The sequence below is a fragment of the Actinomadura roseirufa genome (genome assembly GCF_900659635.1).
Lineage (GTDB): Bacteria > Actinomycetota > Actinomycetes > Streptosporangiales > Streptosporangiaceae > Spirillospora > Spirillospora roseirufa.
The window spans coordinates 1-13,254 of the sequence record NZ_CAACVB010000011.1; the positions used below are offsets into that span (position 1 = coordinate 1).

At 69.3% G+C, this 13,254-nt stretch carries 15 protein-coding genes; 8 read left to right on the plus strand and 7 right to left on the minus strand.

Annotation, left to right across the window (positions count from 1 at the left end; translation table 11 throughout):
* Window positions 1-59 precede the first annotated feature (59 nt).
* Window positions 60-662, minus strand: a complete 603-nt coding sequence (locus tag E1291_RS04230) for an NADPH-dependent F420 reductase (RefSeq protein WP_131736209.1) — start codon at window positions 660-662, stop codon at window positions 60-62.
* Window positions 663-827: 165 nt separating this feature from the next.
* Here E1291_RS04230 and E1291_RS04235 point away from each other — a divergent pair, with 165 nt between their 5' ends.
* Window positions 828-1,655: a helix-turn-helix domain-containing protein gene (locus E1291_RS04235; protein ID WP_207400543.1), complete on the plus strand. Its 828-nt coding sequence runs from the start codon at window positions 828-830 to the stop codon at window positions 1,653-1,655.
* 145 nt (window positions 1,656-1,800) lie between these two features.
* Here E1291_RS04235 and E1291_RS04240 read toward each other — a convergent pair whose 3' ends face one another.
* Window positions 1,801-2,409 carry a DUF1877 family protein gene (locus E1291_RS04240; RefSeq protein ID WP_165494955.1) on the minus strand — a complete coding sequence of 203 codons (609 nt, stop codon included), beginning with the start codon at window positions 2,407-2,409 and terminating at the stop codon, window positions 1,801-1,803.
* Between the two features lie 162 nt (window positions 2,410-2,571).
* Here E1291_RS04240 and E1291_RS04245 point away from each other — a divergent pair, with 162 nt between their 5' ends.
* Complete coding sequence (locus E1291_RS04245; RefSeq protein WP_242613935.1) at window positions 2,572-3,765, plus strand: MFS transporter; 1,194 nt, start codon at window positions 2,572-2,574, stop codon at window positions 3,763-3,765.
* Between the two features lie 404 nt (window positions 3,766-4,169).
* Here the strand turns inward: E1291_RS04245 and E1291_RS04250 are convergent, their stop codons facing one another.
* Complete coding sequence (locus tag E1291_RS04250) at window positions 4,170-4,862, minus strand: Clp protease N-terminal domain-containing protein (protein ID WP_131736212.1); 693 nt, start codon at window positions 4,860-4,862, stop codon at window positions 4,170-4,172.
* Between the two features lie 486 nt (window positions 4,863-5,348).
* On the opposite strand from E1291_RS04250, the gene E1291_RS04255 reads away from it, so the two are divergent.
* Window positions 5,349-6,275 (plus strand): hypothetical protein, encoded by a 927-nt coding sequence (locus E1291_RS04255; protein WP_131736213.1) that lies wholly within the window; start codon window positions 5,349-5,351, stop codon window positions 6,273-6,275.
* Between the two features lie 58 nt (window positions 6,276-6,333).
* Here E1291_RS04255 and E1291_RS04260 read toward each other — a convergent pair whose 3' ends face one another.
* Together E1291_RS04260 and E1291_RS04265 are read right to left on the minus strand one after the other, a co-directional pair.
* Window positions 6,334-6,714: a hypothetical protein gene (locus E1291_RS04260; protein WP_207400545.1), complete on the minus strand. Its 381-nt coding sequence runs from the start codon at window positions 6,712-6,714 to the stop codon at window positions 6,334-6,336.
* Entirely contained in the window at window positions 6,711-7,268 is a 558-nt protein-coding gene (locus E1291_RS04265) for a MarR family winged helix-turn-helix transcriptional regulator (RefSeq protein WP_131736214.1), read from the minus strand. Before E1291_RS04265 ends, E1291_RS04260 begins: the two co-directional genes overlap by 4 nt.
* A 125-nt stretch (window positions 7,269-7,393) precedes the next feature.
* Here E1291_RS04265 and E1291_RS04270 point away from each other — a divergent pair, with 125 nt between their 5' ends.
* The 3 genes from E1291_RS04270 to E1291_RS04280 are packed head-to-tail and all read left to right on the plus strand — an operon-like array spanning window position 7,394 to window position 9,632.
* Complete coding sequence (locus E1291_RS04270) at window positions 7,394-7,786, plus strand: GntR family transcriptional regulator (RefSeq protein WP_131736215.1); 393 nt, start codon at window positions 7,394-7,396, stop codon at window positions 7,784-7,786.
* A complete protein-coding gene (locus E1291_RS04275; protein ID WP_131736216.1) occupies window positions 7,783-8,652 on the plus strand; it encodes an ABC transporter ATP-binding protein in 870 nt (289 codons plus the stop codon). The genes E1291_RS04270 and E1291_RS04275 overlap by 4 nt, the downstream gene beginning before the upstream one ends.
* Window positions 8,649-9,632: an ABC-2 membrane transporter-related protein gene (locus E1291_RS04280; protein WP_131736217.1), complete on the plus strand. Its 984-nt coding sequence runs from the start codon at window positions 8,649-8,651 to the stop codon at window positions 9,630-9,632. Before E1291_RS04275 ends, E1291_RS04280 begins: the two co-directional genes overlap by 4 nt.
* On the opposite strand, the gene E1291_RS45015 is transcribed toward E1291_RS04280, so the two are convergent.
* On the minus strand, window positions 9,550-9,966 hold the full coding sequence (locus E1291_RS45015) for a tetratricopeptide repeat protein (RefSeq protein ID WP_165494956.1): 417 nt from the start codon (window positions 9,964-9,966) through the stop codon (window positions 9,550-9,552). The two genes, E1291_RS04280 and E1291_RS45015, sit on opposite strands and share 83 nt — an antisense overlap.
* Entirely contained in the window at window positions 9,963-10,694 is a 732-nt protein-coding gene (locus tag E1291_RS04290; RefSeq protein WP_131736218.1) for an SDR family oxidoreductase, read from the minus strand. The genes E1291_RS45015 and E1291_RS04290 overlap by 4 nt, the downstream gene beginning before the upstream one ends.
* Before the next feature lie 98 nt (window positions 10,695-10,792).
* Between E1291_RS04290 and E1291_RS04295 the strand changes: the two genes are divergently transcribed.
* Together E1291_RS04295 and E1291_RS04300 are read left to right on the plus strand one after the other, a co-directional pair.
* Complete coding sequence (locus E1291_RS04295) at window positions 10,793-11,689, plus strand: LysR family transcriptional regulator (protein WP_131736219.1); 897 nt, start codon at window positions 10,793-10,795, stop codon at window positions 11,687-11,689.
* Window positions 11,690-11,917: 228 nt separating this feature from the next.
* On the plus strand, window positions 11,918-12,475 hold the full coding sequence (locus E1291_RS04300; protein WP_131736220.1) for a hypothetical protein: 558 nt from the start codon (window positions 11,918-11,920) through the stop codon (window positions 12,473-12,475).
* The last annotated feature ends 779 nt before the right edge of the window (window positions 12,476-13,254 follow it).

Below are 13,254 nucleotides of genomic sequence, written 5' to 3' on the forward strand. Positions count from 1 at the left end.
CCGGGAGTACGGGCCCTTACGCCGTGTCAACTGCTACTTCCTTCCGGTCATCCCCGACTCTAGCCGGGGGGCTGTCCGGAAGATCTAGGGCACCTCAGTTCGCTGCGCCAACTGGTGGCGAGCGTGCCGGTGTCGACCGCGTCGTAGCCGAGCGTGTCGAGGAGCTGGGTGGCCTCTGCCTTGGCGTTCGCGTCGTCTCCGGCGATGGGTAGGGCGCTGCGGTCCGGGGCGGCGGGGGGACGGGCAAGGGAGAGTAGCTGGTGCGGGGTGATGTTGTTGAACGCTTTGATCACCTGGGAGTCGGGGAGGTGGCGCTGCAGCAGGGCACTTGAGGTCAGCTCGCCGGTGTCCAGTACGGCGAGGTGACCGTCCCGCTCGGGGTAGTAGTTCGCCGTGTCCAGGACCGTCTTGCCCGCCAGGGCTTCGGCCGGGAGCTGGTCGAAGGCCGTCAACGGGATGGCCGCCACCACCAGGTCCGCGGCCTGCGCGGTTTCCGCGGGGGTGGCCGCTCTGGCGCGATCGCCCAGGTCGGCGACGAGATCAGCGAGCGTCTCCGGGCCTCGCGAGTTGCTGAGGACGACATCGAGACCTGCCGCGACGGCCAGGCGGGCGACGGATGAGCCGATCATTCCGCTGCCGATGAGTCCGAGCGTGTGGGACACGGTATGTCTCCGTTCGGTGGTGGTTGCGCGATATGAGCTCGGCGGCAATCGCGCCGACCGGCTCGCCTCGCCAGCCTGGAACCGTGGCGGTGCCCGGACCAGGCCCGTGTCCTGCGTACTCATCTCGTGATCACCTTCCGCGTGCCCGCACGTAGGGTTGTTCGCGTGGACGATCGGACCGAGCTGAGCGAGTTCCTCAAGTCACGCCGGGCTCGTCTGCGCCCGGAGGACGTCGGCCTGCGCGATTACGGCAGAGCGCGCCGGGTGGCGGGCCTGCGGCGTGAGGAGGTGGCCCGGGTCGCGGGGGTGAGCATCGCCCACTACACGCGTCTGGAACAGGGCAAGGGCAACGGCGTCTCGGACGAGGTCCTGGACGCCGTCGGGGCGGCGTTGCGCCTGGACACCGATGAAATGGCATACCTTCGCCGCATTTCGCGGCGTCCTCAGCCGTGTGCGGACGGGGCGGCGTCGCAGGTGCCTCCGGGCCTGCGCTACCTGCTGGAGTCGTTCGCGATGACGCCGGCGCTGGTGGTCGGCCCGCACACGCAGATCGTCGGCTGGAACCGGCTCGCCGTGGCGGTGTTCGGCGACTTTCCCGCGCTGCCGGAGAACCGCCGCACGCTCTCACACCTGCTGTTCACCGAGCCCTACCAGCGCGAACTTCACCGCACCGGCTGGGAGCGGGCGGCGCGCGAGCACGTGGCGCATCTCCGTGTCCTGCTCGGACGGTATCGCGGGGATTCCGCGCTCGCGGCGCACATCGACCTCATGCGGGAGCTGAGCGCGGACTTCGCTCGGTTGTGGGCGGAGCATCCGGTGGCGCAGGTCCGCTCGCGGGCGTATACGTTGCACCATCCGGTCGTGGGCGAACTGACCCTGCACGGCGAGCTCATCTCCCTGCCCGACGAACCGTCCTGCTGCGGACTGGACTTGTTCGCCGCCGAACCCGGCACGGCATCTGAGCAGGCACTACGGAAACTCGGGAGCCTATAGAAGGCTCCCGAGTCGACGACCGGGAATCTGCGGGACGTGGCCATGGCCCCAGCGTGCGGTGTCCCCTGGGTGGGCGTCGGATCTGGGTGGACGAGCTGGCGCGGGCGGCGCGCCATGGTTTCGGTGCCGCGGGGCCGTGATCTGGTCAGTCCATGATCACGATCAGGTCGTAGTCGTGGTCGGCGATGTCTCGGTAGTAGTGCGCCAGCCGTTGGAGGTTGTCCATGGCGTGCGCGAATACTTCGTCCTCGTCATCGTCCGGGCGTGTTTTGTAAACGCCGCGTTCCGCCATCTCTTTGACCGAGAATTCGCGGCGGATGGCCGCCTCGTCCCGAGCCTCGATCACATCGGCGGCTTCGAGGAGGAATGTCCGGGTGGAGCAGCGCCACGGTATGCCCTGTGTGGCGAGTGCGTGGTCGGCGAAGCGCCGGTCACCATGGACGATCCGATACGGCAGTGAACGTTCCCGCTCTTCGTAGCCGTTCAACTGGCGGTAGGCCGCCGGGTCGAGTGCGTACTCGGCTTGTCCATAACTGCGCGAGCCTGAATGCCAGGGGCCTTTGAACGTGTCGAAGCTCCTGGGACGGTCCGCCAGCATCGCCTTATTGACCTCAGGCATGGGCTCGCCGAAGCCGCTGCCGGAGCCGAAGGGCGGTCGCCACGAAGCGTTCTCCCACACGGCCGCGTCACTGCGTATCGCCTGGAGCGGCTCTGAGTCCAGCAGGACAGGGACACTCCGCAGGTCTATGCCCATCGTCGTACCTCGTTGGGTGGGGGCCGGGAAGGCGTCGAACTCTCCGACCTCAGCGTAACGATGGTGATCACGTTCCGGCCGAGGGGCGGCCCGCATCCGCTGGTGACGTCAATGTCTGTTTCCTGCCAGCACGGTCGCACCGGCGCTTCCTACGGTGGGCGCGTGAAAACCGATCTCGCCAGTGTCGATCAGCACAGCTCGTTGTCCGGTCCCGTCGTCTGGTTCATGTCGCTCGCCGCCGCGCTCGGGACGGCGACGATCTACCCGTTGCAGCCCGCGATCGCCGATGTGGCGCACTCGCTGGACGCCTCGCTCGCCGCGGTCGGGGTGGCGCTCGCTTGCGGGCCGATGGGGTACATGGTCGGGCTCGGTCTGCTCGTCCCGCTGGTCGACCGATTCCCGCCGGGGCGGGTGCTGGCGGCGCAGGTCGGGGTTCTGGCGGCCGCCCTGTTCGTGAGCGCCGTCGTCGGCGACGTGTGGACGTTGGGCGCGGCGATCGGCGTGATCGGTGCCTGCTCGGCCGTGGGCGCCGGGCTCAGCTCGGTGGTCGGACGGCTCGCGTCCCCGCAGCGGCGATCGGCGACGCTGGGGATCGTCACGGCCGGGATATCGGCGGGGATCCTCGTCGGCCGGATCGTCGGCGGCTGGCTCGCCGACGTGATCGGCTGGCGGGGCATGCTCATGGTGTTCGCCGCGGCCTGCGCGGCCGTCGCGGTGGGCCTGCTGCTGGCCGTCCCGGGCGCCGGGGGAGGGGCGGGGCGTGGCTATCTCGCGACGCTGAAGTCAATTCCGGGACTGTTCGTCCGGTACACCGCCTTGCGGTGGGCCGCCACCCGAGGCGCCCTGTGGTTCTTCGCTTTCTGTGCGCTGTGGGCGGGGCTCGCGGTGGCACTCTCAGAGCCCCCATATTCGTATTCGGCTGAACGTATCGGCCTGTACGCGCTCGCCGGTCTCCTCGGCATTCCCGCCACCCGAATTTCGGGCGCCTACACCGATCGAGTCGGCGCGCGCCGTGTGATCCTCACGGGTCTGGTGATCGCCGGAGCCGCGGCGGCGATCGCCGGGTTCGTCCTCGCGAGCGCCGCCGCGGCCCTGGTCTGTCTCGCGCTGTTCGACGCGGGGCTCTTCGCCGCACAGGTGGCGAACCAAAGCACCATTCTCGCGATCGATCCCGAGGCGCCCGCGCGGTTCAACAGCGCCTACATGCTCGTCTACTTCGTCGGCGGAAGCCTCGGGACGGCGTTCGGCGCCACCGCCGTCGAACGGTTCGGCTGGTCTGCGACGGCGGCGATAACCGCGGCCGCCATCGTCGTCGCCGCGGCCATCACGCTGGCCAAGGACGACCGCTCAGCCTGATCCGTCTCGGCGGCTCCGCGAGGATCGACCGGGGTGGCGCCGTCGCCGTCCGAAGGCGGCGGCAGGGTGGCGAGGATCTGGACGGCTCAGTCCTGCGCGACCCGCACCACCCGCCGGGCGAGCATCACGCCGCCGGGGTCCGGGACGATGCTCTCGGCGACCTGGCCCGCGGCCCCGTCGAAGGACGCGCACCTCCTCCGGGCTGGGGGGCAGAGGGGGACGGGACGGCGGGCGCCTGCCGCATGACGGCTCCCGGCGGAGCGGACGGGGCGTCCGGCTTCTGGGTCGCCGGGGTTCGCACCTGGCCCTCGGGTTCCGCGACGAGATCACATGCGGGTGGATCCCGGCGCCGCTACGCCGTCGAGGACCACGGGCGATGATCGTCGAGAAGGCCGATCAATCGATCAACGGCTCGGGCCGGTCTCGTGGGCGGCCTTGACCGTCTCGTGCAGTTCGTCCGGCGTGAAACCGAGGTTGCGCAGGATCCGCGCGGCCGGGCTCGCCTCTAGGCGGATCAGGCCCAGCAGCGAGTGCTCCGTGCCGATCTGGTCGTGGCCGAGGTCGGCCGCCGCGCGGACCGCCTGGTCGATGGCCTCCTTGCTCTCCGGCCGGAACGCGATGTGACCGCGCTGCGCCTTCGTCCCGGCCGGCGGCATCGCCTCCTCGATCGCGTCGCGCACGCGTTGCTCCGACTCGGTCTTGGCGATCAGCACCTCGTACGCCAGGCCCCGCGGTTCGCCGAGCAGGCCGAGCAGGATGTGCTCGGTGCCGATGGCGTCGTGCTTGTACGTGCGGGCGGCCTCCTGCGCCAGCACGATGCCGTGCCGGTTCAGGTCGGTGAACCGGTCGAACGGGCCGGACGCGTGGCGTTGCTGGGCGGCCTGCTTCGAGACCCCGATGGCCTCGCCGATCTCGCTCCACGACGCACCGGCCTGCTTGGCCTTGCCGACGTAGTGGCCGACGAGCTGGTCGCCCAGGTCGGACAGGGTCTGGTTGCGCAGTTGCGCCTCGCTGATGCGGGCCAGGTCGCCGGCGTCGGGGAGTTCCTCGTCGAGACGGGCGATCAGGTCGGCGAGGCTGATGTTGAGTGGGCTCATGCGTCAACCGTAGATTGACGACGCTCGATCGTCAACCTGTAATTGACGCTCCTCGGATGCGTCGCCGTCGTCGGCGTGAGTCTGGGCGGCATGCTGGGCGTGCTGACGGCAGGCCGCTCCGCAGTACTTGCGGGGCCCCAGTGGCGGCGTGGTCGAGGCCAGGACCGCTCGGCCCGCCTGGCGCAGCTGTGCGGTGAGGTTCTCCCACTGGTCGTCTTCGTGGTTTCCTCATCCATCTAGGCAACTCTGAGTAGTTAGACATACACTCTGAGTTGTAGATCGCCCTTCAGAGGGAGTATCACTCATGCGCCGTCTCACCACTGCCCTGGCGGTCATGGCCGCCTCGACCGCGCTCACCGCCACCGCCGGCACTGGCGTAGCGGCAACCGGGCGCCGGTGACCGGCGCCCGGTTGCCGAGAGCACCGGATCCACCTACTGGAGGTTTGGATCTCATGCCGTCCGATCGCACGATACGACCGTCGCGCGTGCTGCTCGCCGCGATTCCCACGGCGCTGCTCATGGCGGTGACACCGCTCGGCGCGACGCCGACCTCGGCGTTCATCGGTTATTACCACCAGGTCATCACGGAGAACGCGCTGCCGTCGTGGCAGAAGAGCTCACTGGCCGCGATGGCCGACCAGAGCGACGGTGCCGTCGTCGCCGACGACCATGGCACCTATTTCGACCTGGGACCGCTGCACTGCGACAACGGCGACTATCTCCACGCCAAGGACTACCCGAAGACCCGGGAACAGGCCACCACCGAGATCATCGCCTGCATCCGGGGCTCCATCGCCCGATTCCGCAACGCGGTGGCCTTCGCCGATGACCTCGTCGACGCGCAGGGAAAGGTCAATCCAGAGGAAGTCTCACTGACATCGCCCTGCCTATGGAACGACCAGCGCGGTCGGGCCAAATGCGAGGTCCTCGAACAACTGGGCCGCGGCTGGCACCCGATCGAGGACTTCTACTCCCACAGCAACTGGACGGACCAGCAGGTCACCGAGCCCAGCATCACCAACCCTCCTGGGCTGGCCCGGACCGTACCCGCGCCCTTCTTCACCATCCGTGACTACAGTGCCATGGCCGAAGCCGACTGGATCAACGCCGCCACCACCGCCATTCCGTCCGACCTGACCACCGGCTGCTACCCCGACTTCGAATCCACCGGCGTGCTGGCCGACTGCACCGGACGCATCACTCACGAGAACGTCCTCAAAAAGGACACGCCCGATACCCCACGCTCCCGGATCGACCACAATTTCGATCACGCCGTCTCCACCGCCACCGCGGACATCACTCGCCAGTGGAACGACTTCCAGGCCGAGTTGCGTCAGCGGTACACCGATAAGCGCGGTAACGCGATGATCTGTGCTCTCACCCACGACGACCCGGTGAGAGACTGCGTGTGAAGCGAATAACTCCGGATTTCCGGTCAAGCGCGGCGCGCCGCTAACGCTGAAGTTCGCCTCACCCTTCGATGTGGGCTTTCATCGGTTGCCAGGGTGCGGCGTCGAAGACCAGCAGGATGGAGACGATTTTGGTGCCGTCCAGGCGGAAGTGCTCGGCCGTGCGCTGCGTGCCGGCGGGCGTGGCGGTGTGCACGTCGTAGACCAGCGTCGCTTCGGCTTCGCCGTACAGCTCGCTGATGAGGTCGACCCCGGTCACGATCGAGACGAAGGCCGGCAATGTGGCCAGATGGCCTTCGCGGTCCTCGGAGTCGAGGAACGGGCTCTGGAATCTGAACGGCTCTCCCACGTGCGCCGCGGCCGCTTGCGCGTCCCCGCGGAAGCGGGCCTCGTGGTAGCCGCGGACGGCGCGGCGTGTCCGTTCCTGGGCGGTCAGGGTCATGACGGGGATCCGATCTGGCGCAGGTGGTCGGCGATGCGCTGCTGGTTGGCGGCCAGCCGCAGGCAGAGGTCGCGGAAGGCGACGACTTCGTCGGGCGTGAAGCCCTGGAACAGTGCCCGCATCGCCATTTGTGAGGGTGTGCGGAATTTCTCGATCCACGCCTGTCCGGCGGGGGTGATCTCGGCCAGGACCGAACGCCGGTCCTTGGGGTCGGGGGACCGGCGGACCAGCCCGTCGCGTTCCAGGGTGTCCACCAGGCCGGTGACGTTGCGGGAGCTGACCCCGGCGGCGCGGGCCAGGCCGCCGATGCTCATGCCCTGACCGGCGGCGCTGAGCCGGAGGAGGACGTCGAGGGCGCCCGCGCTGACGCCCCGGCCCTCGGAGCCGTGGGCGCGCATGTGCTCGATGGCGTGGTAGGCGGTGCGGACGGCGGCGCCCGCCTCGAAGGCGGGCAGGTCCGCCTCGCCACCGGCGAACAGGGTCATCGCGGCCCTGGCCTTGGGGTCGTAGAGGAAACCGTCGGGATCACGCTCGAAGTTATGTACGTCCTTCATAGTAAAAACTGAGATTAGTACGTACTTCTGTATCTCGCCAAGTCGGCGCGCGGCGGCCCGCCTTGACGCGGCGAGAGAGCGGTCATTACCCTTGTACTAACTTCATAGTAGAAGGGTACGAGCGAGTGTTCCAGTTCCGATTGGACGGCTCCAGCGGGGTCCCGGCCTATCTGCAGCTCGTCCAGCAGGTGCGGCAGGCCCTGCTGCTGGGCTACCTGCGCTCCGGCGACCAGCTGCCGACCGTGAAGGAGGCGGTGGCGTCCTTGGCGATCAACCCGAACACGGTGGTGAAGGCGTACCGCCAGCTGGAGAACGAGGGGATGGTGACCGCCCGGCCGGGGCAGGGCACCTTCATCACCGCCACCATCGAGCCGGTGGCGCCGGGGCCGCACGCCCGGTTGCGCCGCTCGCTCGAACAGTGGGTCCGGGACGCCTACACGGCGGGGCTCGACGACGACATGGTCACAGCCATGTTCGCCACCGTCCGCACCGAGCTGCGGGCCGAGGGAGTGGCGTGAAACCGGCGCTGGCGATCAAGGGCCTCGGCCTGCGGTACGGCAGGACGTGGGCGTTGCGCGACTGCTCCCTGCGGCTGCCCGCCGGGTCGGTGATCGCGCTGGTCGGCCCGAACGGCGCGGGCAAGAGCACGCTGCTCCAGCTGATCACCGGTCTGCTGCGTCCGACCGAGGGCACCGTGGAGGTCTTCGGCCAGGACGCCGGAGCGGGGTCGGCCGAAGCGCTGGCCCAGGTCGGTTTCGTCGCCCAGGAGCACCCGCTGTACCAAGGGTTCTCGGTGTCCGACCTGCTCAGGATGGGACGCGGGCTCAACCTGCACTGGGATCGGTACCTGGCCGAACGCAGGCTGGGGGAGCTCGGCATCCCGCTCGCCAAGCGGGCCGGAAGCCTGTCGGGCGGCCAGCAGGCCCAGGTCGCGCTGGCGTTGGCGCTGGCCAAGCGTCCCGCGCTGCTGGTCCTGGACGAGCCGCTCGCCAACCTCGACCCGATCGCGCGCCGCGACTTCATGCGCGCGGTGATGACCGCCGTCGCCGAGGACCAGATCACCGTCCTGATGTCGTCCCACGTGATCGCCGACCTGGAGGCCGTCTGCGACTGGCTGGTGCTCCTGAAGGACGGCACGGTCCAGCTCGCCGGGGCGATCGACGACGTCCTGGACGGCCACCGGATGCTGACCGGGCCGCGCACCGGGGCCGAACCGTCGATGCCCGGACTCGTCCGCGTCACGCACAGCGAACGCCACATCGACCTGCTGGTGCGCACCGGCCCGGACCGGCCCGACCTGCATCCGACCTGGCGATCGCAGCCGGTCGGCCTGGAAGAGCTGATCCTGGCCTATCTTGAGCGACCGAGGGAGACCGTCCGATGATCTGGTTCACCTGGCGGCAGCACCGCGCCCAGGCATTCGCCGGGCTGACGCTGGTCGCCCTCACCGCCCTGACCTTCCTGTCGTACGGCCATGTGATCCGTGGTGCGTACGTGGACGACGGCGTCGGTCCCTGCCTTCGCCAGGACACCGGCGGCGACCACTGCCAGTCGGCGATGACCGCCTTCATGGACCGGTTCAACGGCATCGCCAACCACCTGTCGACGTGGTTCAGCCCGCTGCCGGGCCTGATCGGCGCGATCGTCGGCGCGAGCCTGCTCGCCCGCGAGTACGAGCAGGGCACCTGGCGCCTGGCCTGGACCCAGGCCGTCCCGAGGGTCCGCTGGCTGACGATCAAGATCCTGCTGGTCGGCGCGGGGATCGTCGCGGTGACCGCCGCTCTCAGCGCCGTCTTCACGTGGTTCCGCGGCCCGGTCGACCAGGTCTCCGGCCGGTTCGCCCCGGGCGCGTTCGATCTCGAAGGGCTGTCCCTCACCGGGTACACGCTGTTCGCCTTCGCGGCCGGTGTCCTGGCCGGGCTGCTGCTGCGCCGCACCGTCCCCGCGATCGTCACGGCGTTCGCCGCCTTCATGGCGGTACGTCTTCCGGTGGAGTTCTGGCTGCGGCAGCACTACCGGGCCCCGGTCACCCGGCTCCTGCCTCCGACGGTCAACTACAGCAGGGGCCCACGCTCCGTTCCGACCACACCCGGAACCCGGCCCTGGGTGCTCGACCAGGGGCTCGTCGACAAGTCCGGCCACCCGATATCCCCGGCGCTGGCGGAGCAGATCTCCCGGCGTGCCTTCGGCGGCACGGCCGAGGGCGACGCCCACCTGCGCGAGCTGGGGCTGCATCTCAAGGTCGTCTATCAGCCCGCCGACCGGTTCTGGACGTTCCAGATCATCGAAGCCGCATTGTTCGTCGGCCTCGCCGCCGCCCTCCTCGGCACGACGCTATGGCTGCTGCACCGCCGCAGCTCCTGAAGCCCACCCGTGTGGTCGCGGCGATCAGCCGGCTGGTCTCCTTGTCGCCGGGCGCTGACCCGAGAGCCATCGTGAGGTACTTCTCCGCCTCGGCGAACCTGTTGGCCAAGAGCCCGACATAGCCGCGCTGACGAGCCGCGTGCACGTTCGTGGGGCCCGCCTTCAGGATCTCCTCGTACGCGCGTCCGGCCTGCTCGAACTTCCCGGCCTTGAACAGCGCGTCCGCGTCACCGCCGTCCTGCGCCCCGGCCGCCTCGCCCAGCAGCGGCGCGGCAGCGGCGGCACGGGCCTGCCATGTCGCTACCGGGTTACTGGGGCCGGGCGGTGGCGTCACCAGGGGATGGGGCCTGCGTCATCGAAGTAGCCGCCGGTGGGACCGTTGTCGGGGAGGGTGGCCAGGTGGAGGGCGATGGCCGCGCCCTGTTCCGGGGTGCGGACGCCGCGGAAACCGTTCAGATCGGTGGCCACGTAGCCTGGGCAGGCGGCGTTGATCAGGATGTTGGTGCCGTGCAGTTCCTTCGCGTACTGGATCGTGACGGCGTTGAGGAAGGTCTTGGACGGGGAGTAGGCGGCTGACAGCGGGCCCGTGGTTTCCTGCCCCGCAGACGAGGTCTGGCGGGTGAGGGAGCCGACGGTGCTGGACATGTTCACGATCCGGGGCGATGGCGAGCGACGCAGCAAGGGCAGCATCGTGTTGGTGACGCGGACGACGCCGATCACGTTGGTCTCCACAGCGGCCCGTATGGCGGCGACGCCGACCGCGGTGGGATTCTGCGGCATGCCGCCGGTCACCCCGGCGTTGTTGACCAGGGCGTCCAGGCGGCCATGACGCTCCTCGATCAGGGCCGCCGCCGCTGTCACGCTCGCGTCATCGGTCACGTCGAGGGGCACGGCGAACACGTCGGCGCCGCCTGCCCGGAGCTTGTCCACGGCGGCCTCCCCGCGGCCCGCGTCCCGGGCGCCGACACCCACGCTCCATCCGAGAGCGCCGAGCCCGGCGGCGATCTCGAACCCGATTCCCTTGTTCGCGCCCGTCACCAGTGCGATCTTCTGTTCGCTCATGTCCCGATCGTGACCCGTCCCGCGCCGAGACCTCCAACACCGACTGGGTGGGCGGTGATACCTCACGGGTATCGATCCAGCCGGGTACCGTGACAGGCATGGAAACGCGGGAGTTGCGGTACTTCGTCGCGGTTGCCGAGGAACTGCATTTCGGCCGGGCCGCACAGCGCCTCGGAATCGCGCAGCCTCCGCTGTCGCGGGCGATCCAGCAGCTCGAACGGCGCCTGGGGGTGACCTTGCTGGATCGTGCAGGCCGCACCGTCTCGCTCACCGAGGCCGGATCGGTCCTGCTCGTCGAGGGCCGGGCGGCCCTCGACGCGGTCGATGCCGCGGAGCGCCGTACCCGTCGCGCCACGAAGGACGATCCCGGCCTGGTCCTCGTCACCAAGGCGGGGGCGGTCGGCGAGCTGCTGGCCAAGCTCCTGGACGCCTATGCCGCCGCCCCCGACGGGGTCCCCGTCGACGTGCGGCTCTGTGGAATCGGCGAACAGGAGTACATGCTGCGTGACGGGCGCGCCGACGTGGCGCTCCTGCATCGGCCGTTCGACTCCACAGCCGGATTCGACACCGAGGAACTGCACACCGAAAGCCAGGTCGCCGTCCTTCCGGTCGGCCACCCCCTGGCCGGCCACGACCACGTCACGATGGCCGACGTCACCGATCTGCCCGGCCTCCCGATGCCGCGCTGGCCCCGCAGTGACGGCACCTACCCGGACGGCCCCGGCCCCGAGGCCCGCGACACCGCACAGCTCTACCAGCTGATCGCCCTTGGCCGCGCCACGGCCGTCCTCCCGGAATCCTGCCGCACCCACCTGCGCGGCGACCTGGCCACCGTCCCCGTGCTCGACGCCCCCACGATCACCACGGTGATCGCGTGGCCGTCCCACAGCCGATCACGGGCCGTCGCCGCCCTGGTCCGCACCGCCACCCTCCTGAAGAAAACAGGTCCGCCGACAATCGGTGAGCCGACGCTCGATTACCTGCTTTCGGTGTGACCACCGGAACCGCAACGTTCGCGCAGGTCATTCGGTATTCCAGGTGATTCACCGCGTTCAGAGGGAGGCTGTCAAAGGTCGCCCTCACACCACGACGAGTGCGTCCGGCGGGCGGTTTCTGGGAATAGGTGTGAATAGCGGTACTTGACCACCGGTGGGCGTTATCGCCGCTGGTGTCGGGGTCGCAGTGGACGTCGGTTGTCGGACCCCCAAGGTAGGGTTCCGGGCATGGTGCCTAAAAGCTTCTATGATTTGAGGTTCGTTGTGCCTCCGGGTGCGCTCAGGATGGACGCGCACCACATCTGCGGCAGTCTCGACGAGGTCATGGCCGCGCTGGACTCCGAGCTTGAGCACCATGGGTACCTGCTATTTTACTCCAGCGCCGATCTGGCGCTGGACGTATATCAGCAGGGCAAAAGAGTCCGTTCGATCGGCCTTCACCCGTTCATCACGATTCGAATCGACGGCCGTCCGGACATCACCTTCCGCGGCCCGGGCGAGCCGATCGACTCCGCCGGTGCGGGTGATCCAGAGCAGATGAGTGTCATCGAAGACGGGATGGCCGCCGGTGACTTCGACGGCAGGCTCAAGTTCACCGTGGACTGGGACGGCATCTCCGCCCCGCCGCTGGTAGGCGAGATCGTGGAGGTCTGTGACTACGTCCTGCTGGGCGACGGCCCGCTCGGCGACCTCGATGACCTCGATGGGCTCGACGAGGACGACCTGGAGGACGAGCTGATCGACCGGGGCTGGGTCGAGTACGGGTATCACGATTTCGAATCGTGAGCCCACCCGTCGAATGACCTCGTACAAGGCCATGGACGGCTCAGTTTCATGGCCTTTGACGAATTCGCCTTCGGTCGACGGCCTTCGCGGGCGCGGGCTTGGTGACGCCGCTGCCGGTAGGGCCCCTGGAATCGGTGGGTTGAGTCGTGCGCGGGCCGGACGGCCAGGGCCGTCCGGCCCGGGTTCGCCTCACCTTGGCGGCCACTCGGCGGTCGCAGATGATGGCGAGGACGGGGCCGTTCCCGCGTGGGCATCGCGGTCCGGAGACGTGTGCACGGCGACTCCTGAGGCGCAGCGCGCCGCCGGGCGGATCTTGGTGGACATGGCCTGCTTGTCGCGCCACGCCCGCGCCTCAGACCGGGCCGTCGTCCTGCCGCCGCCGTCGGTCGATTCGGCGGCGCGACCACGGCCGACGGGCGACCATCGGTGGCACGTCCCGAGAACCCGAGGGATGAAACCGCGCGCGGCACGCCGTGCCCGCGTTGTTCCAGATGTCCGGAGGACCGGCCACGTCCCGCACCCGCGCTGCGCGGGCCCTCGGCGTCCCCGTCCGGAGGCTCCGGCGCATGCGTTACGCGGCCGATCACTTGCCGGAGGTTCGATGCGCGCGGGCGCGCGGTCAGGGGGCCTCGTCCTCCCGCTAACGGTCGGCGTGCCGTGTCTGCGGGCTTTGCCTGGGCGCGGTCATCCCTGCTGGGGTGGCGGGGGTCGTCGTGCCGGGTGCGTGTGTTGGGGGCGGGGTGCGTGGGCCGGTCCGCGTGATCTGCCGCTAACGGTCG